The organism is Geobacillus sp. FSL K6-3411, from assembly GCF_037965715.1.
Classification (GTDB): Bacteria; Bacillota; Bacilli; order Bacillales; family Anoxybacillaceae; genus Geobacillus; species Geobacillus thermodenitrificans.
The window spans coordinates 258797-279844 of the sequence record NZ_CP150187.1; the positions used below are offsets into that span (position 1 = coordinate 258797).

Below are 21048 nucleotides of genomic sequence, written 5' to 3' on the forward strand. Positions count from 1 at the left end.
CCGCGGTCAGTTCTCGAAGCCAAATGTTCTTCACCCGCAGGGGTGCTTGCACCCCAAGGGGGAAGGTTATTTGGCGGAAGAGAGCTAGGCGCCGAAGCTAGACAATAAGGAAGAAGCCGAAACGCGCTGTAGGTTAAGCTAGAAAGGGCGCACGGTGGATGCCTTGGCACTAGGAGCCGATGAAGGACGGGGCAAACGCCGAAACGCTTCGGGGAGCTGTAAGCAAGCGTTGATCCGGAGATGTCCGAATGGGGAAACCCCCTGCCCGTAATGGGGCAGGATCCATGCCTGAATCCATAGGGCATGGAGGGCACACCCGGGGAACTGAAACATCTTAGTACCCGGAGGAGAAGAAAGCAAATGCGATTCCCTGAGTAGCGGCGAGCGAAACGGGAACAGCCCAAACCAAGAGGCGTGCCTCTTGGGGTTGTAGGACCGCTCAGATGGGAGTGAGAAAGGAACGGGGTAGACGAACCGGTCTGGAACGGCCGGCCAGAGAAGGTGACAGCCCTGTAGTCGAAACTTCGTTCCCTCCCGAGCGGCTCCTGAGTACGGCGGGACACGGGAAATCCCGTCGGAAGCAGGGAGGACCATCTCCCAAGGCTAAATACTCCCTAGTGACCGATAGTGAACCAGTACCGTGAGGGAAAGGTGAAAAGCACCCCGGAAGGGGAGTGAAAGAGAACCTGAAACCGTGTGCCTACAAGTAGTCAGAGCCCGTTCATGGGTGATGGCGTGCCTTTTGTAGAATGAACCGGCGAGTGACGATGGCGTGCGAGGTTAAGCCGAAGAGGCGGAGCCGCAGCGAAAGCGAGTCTGAATAGGGCGTTTGAGTACGTCGTCGTCGACCCGAAACCAGGTGATCTACCCATGTCCAGGGTGAAGGCCGGGTAACACCGGCTGGAGGCCCGAACCCACGTACGTTGAAAAGTGCGGGGATGAGGTGTGGGTAGGGGTGAAATGCCAATCGAACTTGGAGATAGCTGGTTCTCCCCGAAATAGCTTTAGGGCTAGCCTCAAGGTGAGAGTCTTGGAGGTAGAGCACTGATTGGGCTAGGGGCCCTCATCGGGTTACCGAACCCAGTCAAACTCCGAATGCCAATGACTTATCCTTGGGAGTCAGACTACGAGTGATAAGATCCGTGGTCAAGAGGGAAACAGCCCAGATCGCCAGCTAAGGCCCCCAAGTGCACGTTCAGTGGAAAAGGATGTGGAGTTGCGAAGACAACCAGGATGTTGGCTTAGAAGCAGCCACCATTTAAAGAGTGCGTAATAGCTCACTGGTCGAGTGACTCTGCGCCGAAAATGTACCGGGGCTAAACGTGCCGCCGAAGCTGCGGGATGACCGTTGGTCATCGGTAGGGGAGCGTTCTAAGGGCATCGAAGCCAGACCGGAAGGACTGGTGGAGCGCTTAGAAGTGAGAATGCCGGTATGAGTAGCGAAAACAGAGGTGAGAATCCTCTGCGCCGAAAGCCTAAGGGTTCCTGAGGAAGGTTCGTCCGCTCAGGGTTAGTCGGGACCTAAGCCGAGGCCGAAAGGCGTAGGTGATGGACAACAGGTTGAGATTCCTGTACCACCTCCTTCCCGTTTGAGCGATGGGGGGACGCAGGAGGATAGGGTGAGCAGGCGGCTGGAAGAGCCTGTCCAAGCAGTAAGGCTGGCCAGTAGGCAAATCCGCTGGCCGTAAAGGCTGAGCTGTGATGGCGACGGATTTGATCCGGAAGTCCCTGATTCCACACTGCCAAGAAAAGCCTCTAGCGAGGGAAGAGGTGCCCGTACCGCAAACCGACACAGGTAGGCGAGGAGAGAATCCTAAGGCGCGCGGGAGAACTCTCGTTAAGGAACTCGGCAAAATGACCCCGTAACTTCGGGAGAAGGGGTGCTCTTTGGGGTGATGAGCCCCGAAGAGCCGCAGTGAAAAGGCCCAAGCGACTGTTTATCAAAAACACAGGTCTCTGCGAAGCCGAAAGGCGAAGTATAGGGGCTGACACCTGCCCGGTGCTGGAAGGTTAAGGGGAGCGCTTAGCGCAAGCGAAGGTGCGAACCGAAGCCCCAGTAAACGGCGGCCGTAACTATAACGGTCCTAAGGTAGCGAAATTCCTTGTCGGGTAAGTTCCGACCCGCACGAAAGGTGTAACGACTTGGGCACTGTCTCAACGAGAGACCCGGTGAAATTATACTACCTGTGAAGATGCAGGTTACCCGCGACAGGACGGAAAGACCCCGTGGAGCTTTACTGCAGCCTGATATGGAATTTTGGTATCGCTTGTACAGGATAGGTGGGAGCCAGGGAAGCCGGAGCGCCAGCTTCGGTGGAGGCGTCGGTGGGATACCACCCTGGCGGTATTGAAATTCTAACCCGCACCCCTTATCGGGGTGGGAGACAGTGTCAGGTGGGCAGTTTGACTGGGGCGGTCGCCTCCCAAAAGGTAACGGAGGCGCCCAAAGGTTCCCTCAGAATGGTTGGAAATCATTCGGAGAGTGCAAAGGCACAAGGGAGCTTGACTGCGAGACGGACAGGTCGAGCAGGGACGAAAGTCGGGCTTAGTGATCCGGTGGTTCCGCATGGAAGGGCCATCGCTCAACGGATAAAAGCTACCCCGGGGATAACAGGCTGATCTCCCCCAAGAGTCCACATCGACGGGGAGGTTTGGCACCTCGATGTCGGCTCATCGCATCCTGGGGCTGTAGTCGGTCCCAAGGGTTGGGCTGTTCGCCCATTAAAGCGGTACGCGAGCTGGGTTCAGAACGTCGTGAGACAGTTCGGTCCCTATCCGTCGTGGGCGTAGGAAATTTGAGAGGAGCTGTCCTTAGTACGAGAGGACCGGGATGGACGCACCGCTGGTGTACCAGTTGTCCCGCCAGGGGCACCGCTGGGTAGCTATGTGCGGAAGGGATAAGCGCTGAAAGCATCTAAGCGTGAAGCCCCCCTCAAGATGAGATTTCCCATCGCGTTAAGCGAGTAAGATCCCTCGAAGATGACGAGGTTGATAGGTCCGAGGTGGAAGCGTGGCGACACGTGGAGCTGACGGATACTAATCGATCGAGGGCTTAACCTAGAAAAGCGGAGGCCGCCCGCCTATCGGCGAGACGCGCTGGAGGGCCTGCGAGGAGGCTCGAACCAAGCAAAGCTTGGTTCTGCGTGGGTGGTGCCACAGGAGCGTATGCAATGTGTCGCCGCCACAGCAGGACCGAAGCGTCGCGAGCCGATGGCGGCCGGAGCTAGACAGTACGAAAAGCGGAGGCTTCTTCCCACCAAACGGTTATCTAGTTTTGAGGGAATGATCCCACAACTTCATATTGCCTAGTGGTGATAGCGGAGAGGAAACACCCGTTCCCATCCCGAACACGGAAGTTAAGCTCTCCAGCGCCGATGGTAGTTGGGGCCAGCGCCCCTGCAAGAGTAGGTCGCTGCTAGGCAATTCCATTCACCAGGGAGTAGCAACACGCCTAATTCCCTTTTTTCTTTTTTATGAGCCTAATTATACTAGGACTGTCCTTCAGGCTAAGCAAACGGTCTGATCAGGACAGTCCTTTTTGTCATCTCGACCCCGGAAGTGGAAATGGGAGAGCGCTCAATAGGTTCTTTTCGTGTCAATCTCGTTTTTGACGTTGAAAGTGGCAACATGATGTTTTGTTATGGTACAATTTCAAAAGCGAGAGTGAAGATGATAAAATGGAATAAGGTGGAACGTGATGGAGCAGTTGGAACTTATAGTGCATTCCCCTAAAGAGACAAAGGAGATCGCCCGACGACTAGCGGAACAGCTTGAGCCAGGAATGGTCATCGCCTTGGAAGGCGATTTAGGTGCAGGAAAGACGACATTTACGAAAGGGATTGCTGAAGGGCTAGGTATTACACAAAATGTCAACAGTCCGACGTTTACGATTATTAAGCAATACGAGGGGAGACTCCCGCTTTACCATATGGATGTGTACCGTCTTGAGGACGAGTGGGAAGACCTTGGGTTTGATGAATATTTTGCCGGCGATGGCGTTACAGTCGTTGAATGGGCGCATTTGATTGCAGGTCAGCTGCCGAACGAGCGGTTGACGGTTCATTTGTATCACCATGGCGATAGTGAACGAAAATTAGTGTTTGAACCGTTAGGGCAGCGTTACGAACAGTTATGTAAGGAGATTTTTGCGTCATGAAGATATTAGGAATTGATACTTCAAATATGCCATTGGGTATTGCCTTGATGGATGGGAATGTCATTAAAGGGGAAATCATCACGAATGTGAAAAAAGATCACTCAGCCCGGGCGATGCCGGCCATTGAATCGTTGCTTCGGCAGTGTGGGATTACCCCAGACGAGCTTGATTTGATCGTTGTTGCTAAAGGACCGGGATCATATACAGGGGTGCGGATCGGTGTAACGATTGCGAAAACGCTTGCTTGGTCGCTAGGCATCCCGATTGCCGGCGTTTCGAGCCTCGAAGTGCTCGCCGCTAATGGCCGTTATTTTCCCGGAGTGATCGTTCCGCTATTTGATGCGCGGCGCGGACAAATTTATACTGGTCTTTATCGTTATGAAGGCGGTGTGCTCCGCTGCCTTGAGGAGGACCGGATTGTCGCTGCTGATGAGTGGGCTCATCAGTTAAGTCAGCAGGGAGAGGATGTATTGTTAGTTGGTGTGGATGCGCCGTTATATAGTGAACTGTTTCGAAATCATTTAGGCGAGCGCGTTCATGTTGCCCCACCATCGTTGGCGTTGCCGCGCCCGAGTGAGTTAGTTATGCTTGGAAAAGAAAAAGAACGCGAGAACGCCCATGCGTTTGTGCCGAATTATATCCGTCTTGCCGAAGCGGAGGCGAAATGGCTCGCGAAACAAAAAGGGGAAGGAACCGATGGGGATCGATGTACAATTTCGTCCAATGACCATCCATGACATTGACGAGGTCGTACAAGTAGAACGGGCGTCGTTCACCGCACCGTGGAGCCGCGAGTCGTTTTATAATGAGCTGATGTACAATCGTTATGCCAAATATATCGTTATGGTGCACCGCGGACGGATCATCGGATATGGCGGAATGTGGCTTGTCATCGATGAAGCGCATGTGACAAACGTAGCCGTATTGCCACAATTTCGAGGGCAAAAACTTGGTGAAGCGCTGATGCGCCGCCTCATGGATCTCGCAAAACAGCATGGCGCGGTGACAATGACGCTCGAGGTACGTGTGTCCAACCATGTTGCCCAATCGTTGTACCGTAAGCTCGGGTTCCGCAATGGCGGCATTCGCAAACGGTATTATCCTGATAATTTTGAAGACGCACTAGTAATGTGGGTGAAATTGATATGAACGAAGACGTATACGTATTAGGCATTGAAACAAGTTGCGACGAAACGGCGGCAGCCGTTGTGAAAAATGGAAAAGAAATTGTATCGAATGTCGTCGCCTCACAAATGGAAAGCCATCGTCGATTTGGTGGTGTCGTGCCGGAGATCGCTTCGCGCCATCATGTCGAGCAAATTACGCTTGTGATTGAGGAAGCAATGCAACGAGCCGGGGTATCGTTTTCCAACCTTGATGCCGTGGCCGTGACAGCGGGGCCGGGCCTTGTTGGGGCGCTCCTTGTCGGAGTGAATGCGGCGAAAGCGCTGGCGTTTGCCCATGGGTTGCCGCTTGTCGGGGTGCATCATATTGCTGGCCATATTTACGCCAATCAGCTAGTGGCTGAGATGAAGTTTCCGTTATTAGCGCTTGTCGTTTCGGGCGGGCATACGGAGCTTATCTACATGGAAGAACACGGGAAGTTTACAGTGATTGGCGAAACGCGCGATGATGCCGCCGGTGAGGCGTATGATAAGGTGGCGCGGGCTTTGGGTCTTCCGTATCCAGGGGGACCGCATATCGACCGATTAGCTCATGAGGGCGAACCAGTCATTGATTTGCCGCGGGCGTGGCTTGAGGAAGGATCATATGATTTTAGTTTCAGCGGCTTAAAATCGGCGGTGCTCAATACGCTTCATAACGCAAAACAGCGCGGTGAGGAGATTGACCCGAAACACATGGCTGCGAGTTTTCAAGAGAGTGTTGTCGATGTGCTGGTGACCAAAACGGTGCAGGCGGCGAAACAGTACCGCGTTCGGCAAGTGCTGCTGGCCGGTGGGGTGGCGGCCAACCGCGGGCTGCGGTCCGCGCTACAAGACAAAATGAAGGAGCTTCCGGGCGTTGAGCTCGTTATTCCACCGTTGTCGTTATGCACCGATAATGCGGCGATGATCGCTGCAGCAGGAACAGTGCTGTATTGGCAAGGCAAGCGGTCTGATTTGGCTCTCAACGCCAATCCGGGCTTGCCGCTTGTTTAGTGTAAGAAGGGAAATAAAGAGGGGAAGACAGGGCGGTTGCTTGCAGCAGGCGAGCAAACCGCCTTTTTTGTTTGTGGGAACAAGCTTCGGCTGCTTGCGGCGAAAAGGGACTGTGTATATTTTTATCCACAGGTTGTGGACAATGTGGAAAAGATGAGAAAACACCATAAATATAAGGAGAATAAATACACAACGGTTTTTGCACAAAAAAAGAATTTTTTTGTGGATAATGTGGAAAAGTTGGTGAATAACTTATATTTCATAGGTGTGATTGTGAATTGTTTTGTGGATAATGTGACTAACTTAAAAACAGCCCGCCAAAATAACGGGCGGGCTATCGGTTAGAGTGAAGAGTAAAGCTGTTCCCATTCAGCCAATAACTTTTCGACTTGCCGTTTTCGTTCCTCGTTTTCTTGCGATAACCGTTGTACTGTTTCATAATCGCCATAAATGGACGGATCACATAGCTGTTGTTCCACTTCAGCGATTTGCGCCTCAAGTGTTTCGATCTCGGCCTCGATTTCATCTAGACGGCGCTGGCGCTGGCGCTGCCGTTTTTTCTCTTCCTTTTCTTGCTTATAAGCGGATTTGCTCGATTCGTTGCTATCCTGCGTTTTGTCAGGACGGGCGTCAAGGCGCTCCAATTCGCACATCTCCGCTTTTTTGGCGATGTAGTAATCGTAGTCACCTAAATATTCGGTGAGGCCATCGCTCGATAGCTCAAACAGCTTTGTCGCAATCCGGTTAATGAAGTAGCGGTCGTGGGAGACGAACAAAATGGTGCCTGGATAGTCGATGAGCGCTTGCTCGAGCACCTGTTTGCTATCGAGATCCAAATGGTTGGTTGGCTCGTCCAAAATAAGAACGTTCGCTTTTTGGAGCATCAGTTTGGCGAGCGCTAGACGCGCTTTTTCCCCACCGCTTAACGCCGAGACTGGTTTTAAAACGTCATCTCCGGAAAACAAAAAGTTACCGAGCACGGTACGGATTTCCTTCTCGGTTTTATCTGGGTAGTCGTCCCATAGCTCATCCAGCACTCGTTTATTCGATGACAATTCGGCCTGATTTTGATCATAATAGCCGATTTGGACGTTTGAGCCGTAGCGAAGCTTTCCCGCTTGGACAGGAAGCCGCTGCGCGACCGCCTTTAGCAATGTTGATTTACCGATGCCGTTCGGTCCGACTAAGGCGACGCTTTCTCCTCGCGTGATGCGAAAGCTGATTTGGCGGATGACAGGTGTTCCTTCGCCGTAACCAACGGCTAGTTCCTCAGCGGTGAGTACTTCATGGCCGCTCGGCCGTTCAATTGTAAAGGAAAAGGATGCCGATTTTCCATCGCCAGTGGGGCGTTCAAGCCGTTCCATTTTTTCTAGTTGTTTTCGACGGCTTTGCGCGCGTTTGGTCGTCGAGGCACGGGCGATGTTGCGCTGGATAAAGTCTTGCAGCCGGGCGATTTCTTCTTGCTGTTTCTCATATCGTTTTAATTCTTGTTCATACTGTTCGGCCCGCTGCTCCAAATAGCGGCTGTAGTTGCCTGTATACCGCTTGAGCTTCGTGTTGGATAGCTCGTATACTTCCGTGACGACTTTATCCAAAAAATAGCGATCATGGGAAACGAGCAGGACGGCACCGGGGTACGCCTGCAAGTATTGTTCCAACCAGGAGAGTGTTTCAAGATCCAAATGGTTGGTCGGCTCGTCCAAAATCAACAAATCTGGCTTAGACAATAGAAGCTTCCCGAGAGCGAGACGTGTCCGCTGCCCACCGCTTAATGAGGAGATAAGCGTTGTTTTATAATCATAGGAAGAAAACTGCAGACCGTGTAAGACCGAACGGATGTCGGCTTCATATTGATAGCCGCCCTGTTCTTTATATTGTTCTTGTAGTTCGTCATACGCTTTGAGTATTTTTTCATAGCGGGCAGGGTCAGCGAGTACATCCGGGTCACCAAGTTGGGAGCCGAGTGCTGCTAGCTGCTTTTCGATGGCTAGAAGTGGCGCGAACACTTCGAGCATCTCGTCCCAAATAGAGCGCGACGAGTCAAGCCCGCTATTTTGTGCCAAATAGCCAATCTTAATATGACTAGGCTTGATGATTTCGCCGCTGTCATAAGAAAGTTCTCCGGCGATGATTTTTAACAATGTCGATTTTCCTGCGCCGTTGCGGCCGACGAGGGCGATTCGGTCACGGGATTGTACTTCTAGTTTTATATTCGATAAAATAAGGTCAGCGCCAAAATATTTCGTGAGCTGGTGCACTTGCAAAATGATCATGTCGTTTCACCTCTCGGAATAGTTTAACGTATGTCGCCAAAACGGTCAAAGACAGATAAACAAAAATCGTGTATAGTGTATAATTGGAGGAGATTGTTTTGTCGTCGTTTACTCATTTCAATGAGCAAGGCCGCGCGAAAATGGTCGATATTACGAACAAGGAAGATACGGTGCGGGTCGCAGTGGCAAAAACGAGCGTCACCGTCAGCGAAGAGATTTATGAAAAAATGACAAACAACGCCATCGAGAAAGGTGACGTGTTGGCAGTGGCCCAAGTGGCCGGGGTGATGGCAGCGAAAAAAACAGCCGATCTCATTCCGATGTGCCATCCGCTCATGTTAAAAGGTGTCGATATCGCATTTTCATGGGAAAACGAAGCGGATGCATATAAACTCGTCATCACCGCAACAGTGAAAACGAAAGGGAGCACAGGGGTGGAAATGGAAGCGCTGACGGCCGCCTCGGTATGTGCGTTGACGGTGTATGATATGTGTAAAGCACTTGATAAAGGGATGATCATCGGTCCGACGTATTTGGTCGAGAAAACGGGCGGAAAGTCCGGCCATTATCGACGGAAAACCGATTAGCTGGGGGATGAAATGATGAGTAACGAACAACCGAAAATTCCGCAAGCAACCGCGAAGCGGCTGCCGCTGTACTACCGGTTTTTGAAGAATTTGCATGCGTCAGGAAAACAGCGTGTGTCCTCCGCCGAATTAAGCGAGGCGGTCAAAGTCGATCCGGCGACCATCCGCCGCGATTTCTCGTATTTTGGCGCGCTCGGCAAAAAAGGGTATGGGTATAATGTCAATTATTTGTTGTCATTTTTCCGTCGGACGCTTGAAGAGGATGAAGTGACGGAAGTCGCCTTGTTCGGTGTCGGAAATTTAGGTACGGCCTTTTTAAACTACAATTTTTCCAAAAACAACAATACAAAAATCGTGATGGCGTTTGATGTTGATGAACAGAAAGTGGGGACGACCGTCGGCGGCGTGCCGGTTTACCATCTCGATGAACTTGAGGAGCGGCTTTGCGGAAACATTCCGGTCGCCATTTTAACTGTGCCAGCCGTCGCGGCTCAAGCGCTGACTGACCGCCTTGTCACCCAAGGGATTAAAGGCATTTTAAACTTCACTCCGGCACGGCTGAATGTGCCGAAACATATTCGCGTTCATCATATCGATTTAGCCATTGAATTGCAGTCGCTCGTCTACTTTCTGAGAAACTATCCATTGCCATCATAAAGGAGAGAATAAAGCGTGAAATACATTTTGATTGTCCTTGTGATTTTGTTGCTGTTTGGCACGAAAAAATTGCCGGAGCTAGGACGGTCGGTCGGCCAGTCGTTGCGCGAGTTTAAAGACGCGACGAAAGGGCTGACTGATGACGAGGAAAACAAAACTGACCGATGACAAGGCAGGATGGGGAAACGATGAACAACAAAGAAATGTCGGTGTATGAACATCTTGGTGAACTGCGGAAGCGGCTGATCATTGTACTCCTCTTTTTTGTCACGGCGCTCGTTGCCAGTTTCTTTTTTGCTGATGATGTCATTGTCTATTTGCAGCAAACGGCTGAGGCGAAGCAGTTGACGATGAACGCCTTCCGTCTCACTGATCCGATTAAGGTATATTTTCAGTTTGCCTTCGTGATCGCTGCTGTGCTGTCCGCCCCGGTGTTGCTGTACCAAATTTGGGCGTTTGTCAGCCCAGGATTGTATGAAAAAGAGCGGAAGGTGACACTCAGCTATATTCCGGCATCGATTTTTCTTTTTTTAGTTGGCGTCGGTTTTGCTTATTTTGTCTTGTTTCCGTTTGTCGTCCGGTTTATGAATGAGCTTGCTGATCGACTGGACATCCAACAAATGATTGGCATTAACGAATATTTTCAGTTTTTGCTCCATCTCGTGCTGCCGTTTGGTATCGTGTTTCAGCTGCCGATCGTCGTCCTGTTTTTCACCCGCTTAGGGCTCATTACGCCGCAGTTGCTTGTACGCATCCGCAAATACGCGTATTTGGCATTGCTGATTTTGGCGGCAGCCATTACACCGCCTGATGTGTTGTCGCAGGTAATCGTCATGATTCCGCTCACGCTTTTATACGAAGGAAGCATCTGGATCGCCAAAATTGGCTACCGAAAGGCGCAGTTGGCGGCGGAACAAGAAAGCAGTGAGTAAGATCGTGCACAGCAAAAAGAGAGTGGTTATACAGAAAAAACCCTCCCCCAATGGGAGGGTTTCAACGTTTTGGGGCGAAAAACAGGCGGAAGGCGGTGCCAAAATCAAAGGCGGCAAACGCCGCCAAGGCGATAGTCGAAACGTTCCAAACCGTTTCATGAGCGCTTTTGATCGCCAAATACGTAAACAATACACCTAGGATGAAATACGGCAGTGAAAACAGCCGCGGCCGGCTCGTCATAGCCACAACCTCCAAAGCGCTAGCGGCAGTCCAGCTTGGCGCATCATTTTTTCTAACTCATCAGCCAACAAGATTTGAACTACGATCACAAACGTATTCATCGTCACATGGGCGAAAATCGGCACTAAAATGCGGCCGGTTTTCGCATATAAAAAGGCGAACGTCAGTCCCATTGCCGTATACAACAGCAAATGTTCCGGTTCCATATGGGCAATGGCAAAAAGAAGCGAGCTCACGAGCGCGGCCGGCCAAAAGTGATATTTTTCATAAAGAGAGCCAAAAATGATTTTGCGAAAAACAATCTCTTCCAAAATCGGGCCGATAATAGAAGCAACGATGACTAATAGCGGCGTCAAGCGGATGATATCAATGATTTGCCTTGTGTTTTCCGAACCCGGTTCAATGCCGAGCAACCGCCATTCAATATTGGCGGCGATGCTTTGGGCGATAAGTGCCAAAAAGACGCCAGAGATTGCCCACATCGATGACGAAGCGAGGGGAAGCTGTCGCATCCCTCGTTCATCGCGGACGCCGCGAAGCAGCCATAAAATGATGATTAAAGCCGCTAGAAAGCTGATGACCGCCCAATACCCGGAAGCAATCTTGGCGGCTTCGATAGGGCTTTTTGCGCTTTGGCCGATGCCGAGAGCATGCAGAAGCGGCACACCGATAAAGGAGGATAGCTGCATGGCGATGTATGTGATGATGACATACCAGTAATGGCGTTTCAAATCCTCTTACCCCTTTATTCAAATATATCCGTATTGTAACACATGTTTGGTGAAATGATAAGAAAAGCGCGTCAATGGAAGTTGATGCAGTCAACATAAAAAATGTCGAGTGCTGTTTATCGGTTTTGGAAATGTGCAATAATGAAAACGGGTTTCATGCCGGCGGATCCTAGGGTTAACAGCTGTTCAACTCATGTATTCTTTTTTCTCGGAAAAACAGTTATTTTTTTGTATTTCCTACTTGCAAAACTGAGAGAAGTTCATTAATATTATAAGTGTGTTAGCACTCGATAGTAACGAGTGCTAATAAGAACGGCGAAAACTATCGTTAAGGAGGTCGTTTCCCGTGTTGAAGCCATTAGGCGATCGCATTGTCATTGAAGTCGTGGAAACAGAAGAAAAAACGGCTAGCGGTATCGTGTTGCCGGATACGGCCAAAGAAAAACCGCAAGAAGGCCGCGTTGTAGCTGTTGGCACAGGCCGTGTGCTTGATAACGGTCAACGCGTTGCGCCGGAAGTTGAAGTCGGCGACCGTATCATTTTCTCGAAATACGCCGGCACGGAAGTTAAATACGACGGCAAAGAATACTTAATTTTGCGTGAAAGCGACATTTTAGCTGTCATCGGCTAATATATGCGTTTATGACATAGATATTCCAAAAACATACTTACTATTTCATACTTAATCTTTCTAGTATGCGGTTTCACTAATTTATAAGGAGGTAACGGGGTAATGGCAAAAGAAATTAAGTTCAGCGAAGAAGCGCGCCGTGCGATGTTGCGCGGGGTGGACAAACTCGCAGACGCAGTAAAAGTCACATTAGGTCCGAAAGGCCGCAACGTCGTATTGGAGAAAAAATTCGGTTCTCCGCTCATCACGAACGACGGGGTAACGATTGCGAAAGAAATCGAGCTTGAAGACCCGTTTGAAAACATGGGTGCGAAATTGGTCGCTGAAGTCGCTAGCAAAACAAACGACATCGCTGGGGACGGAACGACAACGGCTACTGTATTAGCGCAAGCAATGATCCGTGAAGGGTTGAAAAACGTTGCTGCTGGCGCCAATCCGATGGGCATCCGTCGCGGGATTGAAAAAGCAGTGGCTGTTGCTGTAGAAGAATTAAAAGCTATCTCGAAACCGATCAAAGGAAAAGAGTCGATCGCCCAAGTTGCTGCGATCTCGGCTGCTGACGAAGAAGTCGGTCAATTGATCGCTGAAGCGATGGAGCGCGTCGGCAACGACGGCGTCATCACCCTCGAAGAGTCGAAAGGTTTCACGACAGAACTCGACGTTGTCGAAGGAATGCAATTCGACCGCGGTTACGTTTCGCCGTACATGATTACGGATACGGAAAAAATGGAAGCTGTTCTTGAAAATCCGTACATCTTAATTACGGATAAAAAAGTATCGAACATTCAAGAGCTGTTGCCGGTTCTTGAACAAGTCGTTCAACAAGGCCGTCCGCTCTTGATCATTGCTGAGGACGTCGAAGGTGAAGCGCTCGCGACCCTCGTTGTTAACAAACTGCGCGGTACGTTCAACGCTGTTGCTGTAAAAGCACCTGGCTTCGGTGACCGTCGCAAAGCGATGCTCGAAGATATCGCGATTTTAACTGGCGGCGAAGTCATCTCTGAAGAGCTTGGTCGTGAACTGAAATCGACAACGGTTGCATCGCTTGGCCGTGCGTCGAAAGTTGTTGTCACGAAAGAAACGACGACAATCGTCGAAGGTGCTGGCGATTCTGAGCGCATTAAAGCACGCATTAACCAAATTCGTGCGCAACTTGAAGAAACTACTTCGGAATTCGACCGCGAAAAACTGCAAGAACGCTTGGCAAAATTGGCTGGCGGCGTAGCAGTGATCAAAGTTGGTGCGGCGACAGAAACTGAGTTGAAAGAACGCAAACTGCGCATCGAAGACGCGCTTAACTCGACTCGTGCTGCTGTAGAAGAAGGTATCGTTGCTGGTGGCGGTACGGCATTGATGAACGTCTACAGCAAAGTGGCTGCGATTGAAGCTGAAGGCGATGAAGCAACGGGTGTGAAAATCGTTCTGCGCGCCATCGAAGAGCCGGTTCGTCAAATCGCGCAAAATGCTGGTTTGGAAGGCTCGATCATCGTTGAGCGCCTGAAAAACGAAAAAGCAGGCATCGGCTTCAATGCTGCAACAGGTGAATGGGTAGACATGATCGAAGAGGGTATCGTTGACCCAACGAAAGTAACTCGTTCGGCATTGCAAAACGCTGCGTCTGTCGCTGCTATGGTCTTGACGACAGAAGCGGTCGTTGCCGACAAGCCAGAAGAAAACAAAGGTGGCGCCAACCCGGGTATGCCGGACATGGGCGGCATGATGTAATCCACCTAGTCAAAAAAGGAACACTGGGAATATTCCCAGTGTTCCTTTTCTTTTTGGAGAGGGGAAAAGTTATTCTCTCTTTCTATTGAATGGTGATAGGGAACGCGTAAATAGCGTCCCCCTCTTTCCAAGTGGCATGAATGACATAGATGTACGAGCCTTGCTGTTCAGGCAGCTCAATCGTTCCATTGGGAACTAACTGCCAGTCGACATCGTCGCCGTTCCATACGCCAGCTTCGAGTGTTGATGGGCGATAGTCAAATTGAACGCGAAGTTTTGCCCCCGGAGCAGCGGTATAGGGAGAGAGTTCTTTGACGAGCTGCGGTGGGGCGGCGTCAGCAGTAACTGCTCGTCGGCCTGTTGACCACGTATAAGTTCCAAGTCGGTGATCGACCGTTTCGCCGTTGATGGTTAACCTTCATTTTGGTGGTTCGATATTGCCGAACGAACAGCTGGCAGGCCATAGAAGCAAAATCAGACCCGGGGCCCATCGTATTCGCATAGAGAATTCCCCTTTTTAACCGATAGGTTGCATGAATTGAATACGTTCCCGAATGGCCTTTGATCCGGTGACTGAGCGTCCACTCGGAAGAAGGAGATAAGAGATGGATTGGAGTAAACGAGCGATAAAGAAGGATGTTGCAGCCGTTACTTATTTTTCCGCAACTTCGACTCTTTCCTTTTGCTTCTCCTTCTCCTTAGCTAGCTTCTTATCCCATTTAAATACTTTGTTGAGTAGTTTATAGATCGTTTTGCTTTCTTTGGCAAAGAGCGGTCCCAATATCGCGAGCATGAGAACGTAAAGAGCGGTAAAAGGAGTTAAGATAGGGTTTAACCCCGCTGTAATCCCTAGATTCGCAACGACAATAGAAAATTCCCCACGCGCCGTGATCGTTAAACCAATGTTTGTAGAGGCTTTGTAGGACAATCCAGCCTTTCTTCCGGCGATCATTCCCGCCACCATATTGGCTAGTAGAGTGACGATAACGGCTCCTAATGATAACCAAAACGCATGAATTAAGGTGGATGGTTCAATAGTCAAACCGAAACTAAAGAAAAAGATAGCTCCAAAGAAGTCGCGGAATGGAACAACTAAATGTTCGATTCGATCGCGGTGTTCGGTTTCCGAAAAGACAAGCCCCAGTAGTAAGGCCCCGATAGCTTCAGCGACATGAAGCGTTTCGGAAAAGCCGGCAACGAAAAAGAGAATAGCAAAGATAACGATGATGAATATTTCATCGGATTTGATATTTAACCATTTGTTCAGTAGAGGGGCACCTTTACGAGCGATGACAAAAAATAGCAGCATATAAGCAACAGATGTTAAAACCGATAGGCTGATTCCGAAAAAGGAGGTGGATCCAGCTAGCAAAACCCCTGACATCGTCGTCAAAAATAGGGCAAGGAAGATGTCATCAAAAAGGATCATCCCTAAAATGAGCTCTGTTTCAGGATTGGCCGTTCTCCTTAAATCGACGAGAACTTTGGCCACGATGGCACTTGATGATACACTGAGGAGCCCGGCAATCAGAAGGGTTTCCATCCATGGCATTCCTACGGTTTTGCCATAAACCAATCCTAAAACAAAGTTCATTATGACATAGATGCTGCCACCAACCACAATGTTTTTTCCGGACTTAATCAGCTTGCCGACAGAAAATTCAAGACCTAAATAAAACAGCAAAAAAAGTACCCCGATCCTCCCTAGAAACTGGATAATTTCATTACTTTCAATAAAAGTGAGGTCAATAATCCCAATTGTAGGGGCATGGGGCCCAACCAGCATGCCGATGATGATCAAAAACGGGATAATGGAGAAGTTTAATCTATTGGCAATGATGGATCCAATAGCGACTAAAACGAGTGCCGTTCCCACTTCCAGTACTAAGTGGTTCATTTATTCCCATCACTCCTTATTTGATAGTAGATGATTCATGATCTCCTTTATTTGTTGTCTTTCTCCAGACATGATTAATGTATCCCCAGCTTCAATCAACGTATTTGGACCAGGGTTATAAGATTTTTGAGAATGTTTCTTTTTGATAGCAATAACATTGACGCCGAAACGGTTTCTAATATCAAGCTCTCCAATTTTTTTATTTGCAGCAGGGGCGTTCGGCTCCACTTGAAACCACTCGATAATGAGATCGTCAAAGGCAAATTCCACTGTTTCGAGCGCTTTTGGTTTGTATGCCATTCCTCCAATGATCCCGGCAATTTGCCTTGCTTCTTGGTCGCTTAATGTCACACTGCTAACGACTTCATCATAATCATCTGCGTCAAAGTGATAAATTTCTCTTCGTCCATCGTCATGAATCACAATGACAAGTTTATCTTTGTTTCGAGTAATAATTTCAAATTTGTACCCAATTCCTGGAAGTTCACTTTCTCGAATATTCATCGCAAAATGTTCCTCCTTATTGATGGTTTATTTGTTTTTAAAGCGCCGTATGGATTATGGCGTCTAATATTAACAAATGTGCTAAGGATATGTTTTAGATTCAATCGTCAAATGAATATCCGCGTTGACGATGAGTAGTTTACCTATATGGGGTTCTTATTTTTGGGGTTTTGTGTAAATATAAACCATTTTCGGTTTATATTTAATAAAGATAACAAATGAACCCTTTCCTGTTATCTATTTTAGCTATAGTTATTATAACAGTAAAAAAGGTTCTTTTCACTGTTTTTGACTGAATTGTCTGCTTGAAGGGGGGGAGGGGGTAAAATATACTTGTTGGCTGCTCCGTCTGCTCATGTTCTCTTGTCATGTGATATATGAATATGTTTCGTTTTTCAAATTAGCATACATGCCGTTTGGCTTAGGAATTATCGCTGTCTTTTTTTGTCGTCTTTTCAGTGAACCGTCTCATCAACAAAGAAAGCGATGATGGAATGAGGATTTCCGAAAAGGACTTTAGTTGAGAGAATCCTCTCTCTTTCACGCATTCATGAATCCATCATTGTAGAGGCAGGTTTTTTCCGTAATCGTCTAGCGGACTAATGATTCAACCATACATGTGGCGTAAAAAAGCGCTGCTCTTTTTAGAGGTTGTAGAAGAAAATGAAGTTTTTCGCCGGCCTTCTGTGCCAAAATGGGAATACACATGTAATGCAGGAATACCTAAACAAAGGAGGACGACGTGATGAACGAACGAATAGAGCGCGACTCGCTTGGGGAGGTGCGGGTGCCGGCCGATAAATACTGGGGAGCGCAAACGGAGCGAAGCCGGCAAAACTTCCGCATCGGCAAAGAAACGATGCCGCTTGAACTCATTTATGCTTATGCCGAGCTGAAAAAAGCGGCGGCCATCGTCAACGAGCAAGCTGGAAAGTTGAGTGAAGCAAAGAGGCAGGCGATTGTGACGGCTTGCGACGAGATTTTGGCTGGCCAATGGGATGCACATTTCCCTCTTGTTGTTTGGCAGACGGGAAGCGGGACGCAGACGAATATGAACGTCAATGAAGTGGTGGCTAGACGGGCGAACGAGCTACTCCCTGACGGGGAGGAACGCATTCATCCGAACGACGATGTCAATATGTCGCAAAGCTCAAATGACACGTTCCCAACGGTGATGCATATCGCTATTTATACGAAAATTCAAACGCATCTTCTGCCGGCAATTGATCGTTTGATTGGCACGTTTGCGGCCAAAGAACGTCGCTATGAGAAGACGATCAAAGTTGGGCGCACTCACTTGCAAGATGCGACACCGCTCACATTTGGACAAGAGATTTCTGGGTGGCGGACGATGCTTGAGAAAAGCAAAACGATGATCGTGGAAGCGACCGACAAGCTGCTCGATTTGGCGATTGGAGGTACGGCGGTCGGCACAGGGCTTAATGCGCCGCCATCATTTGGCGAACAAGTGGCCAAACAGTTGCACGCCCAAACCGGCTATCCATTCCGCTCAGCAACAAATAAATTTCACGCGTTAACAAGCCATGATGAGATCGTTTACGTTCATGGGGCGTTGAAGGCGCTTGCGGCTGATTTGATGAAAATCGCTAACGATATCCGTTGGCTAGCGAGCGGGCCGCGTTCCGGGTTTGGGGAAATCGTGATTCCGTCGAATGAACCGGGCAGCTCAATCATGCCGGGTAAAGTGAATCCGACGCAAAGCGAGGCGATGACGATGGTTGCCGTGCAAGTGTTCGGCAATGATGCTGCGATCGGTTTTGCGGCAAGTCAAGGTAATTTTCAATTAAACGTGTTCAAACCGGTCATCGCTTATAACGCCATTCAGTCGGTGCAGTTGCTTGGCGATGCCATCCGCTCGTTTGATGAGCGATGTGCTCAAGGGTTAGAGGCAAATGAAACGAAAATGAAAGAGTACGTGGAGCGCTCGCTGATGCTGGTGACGGCATTAAGCCCGCATATCGGCTATGACAAAGCCGCGGAAATCGCTAAGCTTGCGCATCGCGAAGGATTGACGCTGAAAGAAGCGGCGTTGCAGACTGGGTATGTGACGGCCAAACAGTACGAGGAATGGGTAAGACCGGAGAAGATGATTTAACGGAACAAGACGATGAGTAGATAAGACTGGAGAGAATGGGTTAGCCAAAAACGCTCATCCCCTTTAAGCGGGATGAGCGTTTTTTAGTTGGAGCAGCCTTTCACTACTAGTTGGTTGCTTTGCAGCAGGCAAATGTTAAGTAAACAAACCAATGAGTTCATTAATCGACAAGACGGCAAACAGTGCTAAACACAGGGCGAGTAGCGCATTTGACAGCCAATGGTTCCTTCCTTCATCTGGAAGCGCTTTTTTCGAGTTGAGCAAGTAAAGCAGTGTGACGGCCAAAAACGGCATAAACAGCGCTCCAAGCGCCCCGTAGGCGATAATAAGACCGACCGGCTTGCCGATAAAATGTAAGAGCATCGGCGGAAAAGTGAGCCAAAAGACGTAGAAGCGAAACGCTTTCGACTGGTTGAGCGACTCGGTGCCAATCGGCGTTTTTCGCATGTTGCGAACAAAATCGGCGAACAAATAGGAAACGCCGTTCCAAACGCCGATGACGGATGTAAACGATGCCGACCAAAAACCAAGCAAAAAGAGCCACCGGGCGGCTGGATGCAGCTCATTGCCCATGATCGAGGCAAACGAGACAAGCCCTTGTTCGCCGTTGATCGAGGTATTCGTTCCGTAGAGAAGAGCGGCGCCTAAAATCAGGAGCGACAACGTAAAAATTGCTGTCACAATGTAGGCAACAGCGGAATCGTAACGCATTGGCGATACGTAGGACCGGCCTTTCCAGCCATTTTCCTGAAGCCAATATCCGTAAGACGCCATGGTAATCGAGCCGCCGACGCCTCCGATCAGCCCGAGAGCATACAAAAGCGACCCTTTTGGCAAATCAGGAACGGCGGTTTTCCAAAGATCGTTCAGCTGTGGCAACACAAGCAGTGCCGAACCAACAACCGTCACAAACATCAGTCCGACGAGCACGTTCATCACCCGTTCAAACAGTTGGAACCGCCCCGACCAAGTGATGGCAAAACCAGCGAGGCCATGGATGATTGCCCACGCCCAAAGCGGAATCGATGGGATCATCGCCGACATCGCAAGCGCGCACGATGATGTGCCCGCCGCTCCGTAAACAAATCCCCAAATGATCGCATACACCCCAAAGTAGATGGACGCCCATTTCCCCATCGATTGCCAGCCTTCGAAAATCGTTTTTCCGCTTAATAAATGCCAACGTCCAACTCCTTCGTTCAGCACGAATTTGAACACAGCCCCGACGATAATCGCCCACATGAAAACAAGGCCATAGTTCGTTCCTGCGACAAGAGCAGCGACTAAGTCGCCGGCTCCGACTCCGGTGGCGGCGACGATCAACCCAGGGCCGATCATCTTCCACTTCGATTTCCCCATTTTTTCTCCTCCCCTTTGTTGCAAATCGATTCCAAAAGTTGTGTATATTCGATATCATATTAATAGTATAAACTATATATTGTCTACCTCTAAAAGTCCCATGGATCTCCATAAAAGGAGTTTGATGTAATGAACGAACCGTTGCTTTCTTCAATTGAACAAGTCGTTCGCAATGTAGAACGAGTCATTGTCGGGAAACGCCAAGTCATTGTACTCAGCTTAACAGCACTGTTGGCCAAGGGGCACGTATTGCTTGAAGATGTGCCGGGTGTCGGCAAGACGATGCTCGTGCGTGCGTTGGCAAAATCGTTCAGTACCGAGTTGAAAAGAATTCAATTTACGCCGGATTTATTACCGAGCGATGTGATCGGCATTTCTGTTTATAACCCGAAAGAGCAGCAATTTGAGTATAAACCTGGACCGATTGTCGGCCATATTGTGCTTGCTGACGAGATCAACCGGACGTCGCCGAAAACACAGTCGGCGCTTCTTGAAGCGATGGAAGAAGGGAGCGTGACGGTAGATGGGGTTACCCGCCAACTACCGCAACCGTTTTTTGTCATGGCGACGCAAAACCCGATTGAATATGAAGGAACATATCCACTTCCGGAAGCACAGTTGGATCGGTTTTTGCTGAAATTGCAGATGGGCTATCCGTCACATGATGAGGAAATCGAAATGTTAAACCGGCTTGAAAAAACAGCGCCGCTCTCGGAGATCGGTCCAGTCATGTCGCTTGAGGAATTGCTTGCCTTGCAACGGAAGGTGACGGATGTGCATGTGAGTGATACGGTGAAAGGATACATCGTTGAACTTGTCCAACAAAGCCGTACGCATGAAGCGGTCTATTTGGGCGTCAGCCCGCGCGGGTCGGTCGCCTTGATGAAAGCGGCGCAGGCGTATGCACTCATCCACGGCCGTGATTTTGTCATCCCCGATGATGTCCAGCAACTCGCTCCCTATGTGCTCGCCCACCGTCTGCTTGTCCGTCCGGAAGCAAAATGGGACAAGCTTGATGGGGAAACTATCGTTGCGCAACTGATTGCCCGTACACCGGTGCCGGTGCGAGGGCGGCGATAA

Annotated in this window: 19 protein-coding genes and 2 rRNA genes; 15 read left to right on the forward strand and 6 right to left on the reverse strand. The window is 49.5% G+C overall.

Going from position 1 to position 21048, the window contains the following annotated elements; genetic code table 11:
* Window positions 1-131 precede the first annotated feature (131 nt).
* From NSQ22_RS01410 to NSQ22_RS01440, 7 genes are all read left to right on the forward strand, one after another.
* Window positions 132-3060 (forward strand): 23S ribosomal RNA (locus NSQ22_RS01410).
* A gap of 244 nt (window positions 3061-3304) precedes the next feature.
* Window positions 3305-3421: ribosomal RNA gene (gene rrf, locus NSQ22_RS01415) — 5S ribosomal RNA — on the forward strand.
* Window positions 3422-3697: 276 nt separating this feature from the next.
* Complete coding sequence (tsaE, locus tag NSQ22_RS01420) at window positions 3698-4156, forward strand: tRNA (adenosine(37)-N6)-threonylcarbamoyltransferase complex ATPase subunit type 1 TsaE (RefSeq protein WP_008882028.1); 459 nt, start codon at window positions 3698-3700, stop codon at window positions 4154-4156.
* The gene (tsaB, locus tag NSQ22_RS01425; protein WP_011886671.1) at window positions 4153-4893 is read left to right on the forward strand and encodes a tRNA (adenosine(37)-N6)-threonylcarbamoyltransferase complex dimerization subunit type 1 TsaB; all 741 of its coding nucleotides are present in this window, start codon (window positions 4153-4155) and stop codon (window positions 4891-4893) included. The genes tsaE and tsaB overlap by 4 nt, the downstream gene beginning before the upstream one ends.
* Window positions 4853-5305: a ribosomal protein S18-alanine N-acetyltransferase gene (gene rimI, locus NSQ22_RS01430; RefSeq protein ID WP_008882026.1), complete on the forward strand. Its 453-nt coding sequence runs from the start codon at window positions 4853-4855 to the stop codon at window positions 5303-5305. Before tsaB ends, rimI begins: the two co-directional genes overlap by 41 nt.
* On the forward strand, window positions 5302-6315 hold the full coding sequence (tsaD, locus tag NSQ22_RS01435) for a tRNA (adenosine(37)-N6)-threonylcarbamoyltransferase complex transferase subunit TsaD (protein ID WP_008882025.1): 1014 nt from the start codon (window positions 5302-5304) through the stop codon (window positions 6313-6315). Before rimI ends, tsaD begins: the two co-directional genes overlap by 4 nt.
* A 36-nt stretch (window positions 6316-6351) precedes the next feature.
* Window positions 6352-6660 (forward strand): hypothetical protein, encoded by a 309-nt coding sequence (locus tag NSQ22_RS01440; protein ID WP_008882024.1) that lies wholly within the window; start codon window positions 6352-6354, stop codon window positions 6658-6660.
* On the opposite strand, the gene NSQ22_RS01445 is transcribed toward NSQ22_RS01440, so the two are convergent.
* The gene (locus NSQ22_RS01445) at window positions 6657-8588 is read right to left on the reverse strand and encodes an ABC-F family ATP-binding cassette domain-containing protein (RefSeq protein WP_011886672.1); all 1932 of its coding nucleotides are present in this window, start codon (window positions 8586-8588) and stop codon (window positions 6657-6659) included. The genes NSQ22_RS01440 and NSQ22_RS01445 overlap by 4 nt on opposite strands.
* 98 nt (window positions 8589-8686) lie before the next feature.
* Here NSQ22_RS01445 and moaC point away from each other — a divergent pair, with 98 nt between their 5' ends.
* Genes moaC through tatC form a run of 4 tightly spaced genes read left to right on the forward strand, consistent with a single transcriptional unit; the run spans window position 8687 to window position 10764 of the window.
* Window positions 8687-9175: a cyclic pyranopterin monophosphate synthase MoaC gene (moaC, locus tag NSQ22_RS01450; protein ID WP_008882022.1), complete on the forward strand. Its 489-nt coding sequence runs from the start codon at window positions 8687-8689 to the stop codon at window positions 9173-9175.
* 15 nt (window positions 9176-9190) lie between these two features.
* Window positions 9191-9832 carry a redox-sensing transcriptional repressor Rex gene (locus NSQ22_RS01455; protein ID WP_011886673.1) on the forward strand — a complete coding sequence of 214 codons (642 nt, stop codon included), beginning with the start codon at window positions 9191-9193 and terminating at the stop codon, window positions 9830-9832.
* Between the two features lie 15 nt (window positions 9833-9847).
* Window positions 9848-10000 carry a twin-arginine translocase TatA/TatE family subunit gene (gene tatA / locus NSQ22_RS01460; RefSeq protein WP_008882020.1) on the forward strand — a complete coding sequence of 51 codons (153 nt, stop codon included), beginning with the start codon at window positions 9848-9850 and terminating at the stop codon, window positions 9998-10000.
* Between the two features lie 20 nt (window positions 10001-10020).
* Window positions 10021-10764: a twin-arginine translocase subunit TatC gene (tatC, locus tag NSQ22_RS01465; RefSeq protein ID WP_008882019.1), complete on the forward strand. Its 744-nt coding sequence runs from the start codon at window positions 10021-10023 to the stop codon at window positions 10762-10764.
* Window positions 10765-10825: 61 nt separating this feature from the next.
* Here the strand turns inward: tatC and NSQ22_RS01470 are convergent, their stop codons facing one another.
* A complete protein-coding gene (locus NSQ22_RS01470; RefSeq protein WP_008882018.1) occupies window positions 10826-11005 on the reverse strand; it encodes a DUF4305 domain-containing protein in 180 nt (59 codons plus the stop codon).
* The gene (locus NSQ22_RS01475) at window positions 11002-11736 is read right to left on the reverse strand and encodes a type II CAAX endopeptidase family protein (RefSeq protein ID WP_008882017.1); all 735 of its coding nucleotides are present in this window, start codon (window positions 11734-11736) and stop codon (window positions 11002-11004) included. The genes NSQ22_RS01470 and NSQ22_RS01475 overlap by 4 nt, the downstream gene beginning before the upstream one ends.
* Window positions 11737-12082: 346 nt before the next feature.
* Between NSQ22_RS01475 and groES the strand changes: the two genes are divergently transcribed.
* Window positions 12083-12367: a co-chaperone GroES gene (groES, locus tag NSQ22_RS01480; RefSeq protein ID WP_008882016.1), complete on the forward strand. Its 285-nt coding sequence runs from the start codon at window positions 12083-12085 to the stop codon at window positions 12365-12367.
* A gap of 102 nt (window positions 12368-12469) precedes the next feature.
* Entirely contained in the window at window positions 12470-14092 is a 1623-nt protein-coding gene (groL, locus tag NSQ22_RS01485) for a chaperonin GroEL (protein WP_008882015.1), read from the forward strand.
* Between the two features lie 652 nt (window positions 14093-14744).
* Here groL and NSQ22_RS01490 read toward each other — a convergent pair.
* Both NSQ22_RS01490 and NSQ22_RS01495 read right to left on the reverse strand, forming a co-directional pair.
* Window positions 14745-15989, reverse strand: a complete 1245-nt coding sequence (locus NSQ22_RS01490; RefSeq protein WP_008882014.1) for a cation:proton antiporter — start codon at window positions 15987-15989, stop codon at window positions 14745-14747.
* A 9-nt stretch (window positions 15990-15998) separates the two neighbouring features.
* Window positions 15999-16493 carry a cation:proton antiporter regulatory subunit gene (locus tag NSQ22_RS01495; protein ID WP_008882013.1) on the reverse strand — a complete coding sequence of 165 codons (495 nt, stop codon included), beginning with the start codon at window positions 16491-16493 and terminating at the stop codon, window positions 15999-16001.
* 745 nt (window positions 16494-17238) lie between these two features.
* On the opposite strand from NSQ22_RS01495, the gene fumC reads away from it, so the two are divergent.
* Complete coding sequence (gene fumC, locus NSQ22_RS01500) at window positions 17239-18609, forward strand: class II fumarate hydratase (RefSeq protein WP_008882012.1); 1371 nt, start codon at window positions 17239-17241, stop codon at window positions 18607-18609.
* 135 nt (window positions 18610-18744) lie between these two features.
* Here fumC and NSQ22_RS01505 read toward each other — a convergent pair whose 3' ends face one another.
* Window positions 18745-19968 carry an Nramp family divalent metal transporter gene (locus tag NSQ22_RS01505; RefSeq protein ID WP_008882011.1) on the reverse strand — a complete coding sequence of 408 codons (1224 nt, stop codon included), beginning with the start codon at window positions 19966-19968 and terminating at the stop codon, window positions 18745-18747.
* A 129-nt stretch (window positions 19969-20097) separates the two neighbouring features.
* Between NSQ22_RS01505 and NSQ22_RS01510 the strand changes: the two genes are divergently transcribed.
* Window positions 20098-21048: a MoxR family ATPase gene (locus tag NSQ22_RS01510; protein ID WP_008882010.1), complete on the forward strand. Its 951-nt coding sequence runs from the start codon at window positions 20098-20100 to the stop codon at window positions 21046-21048.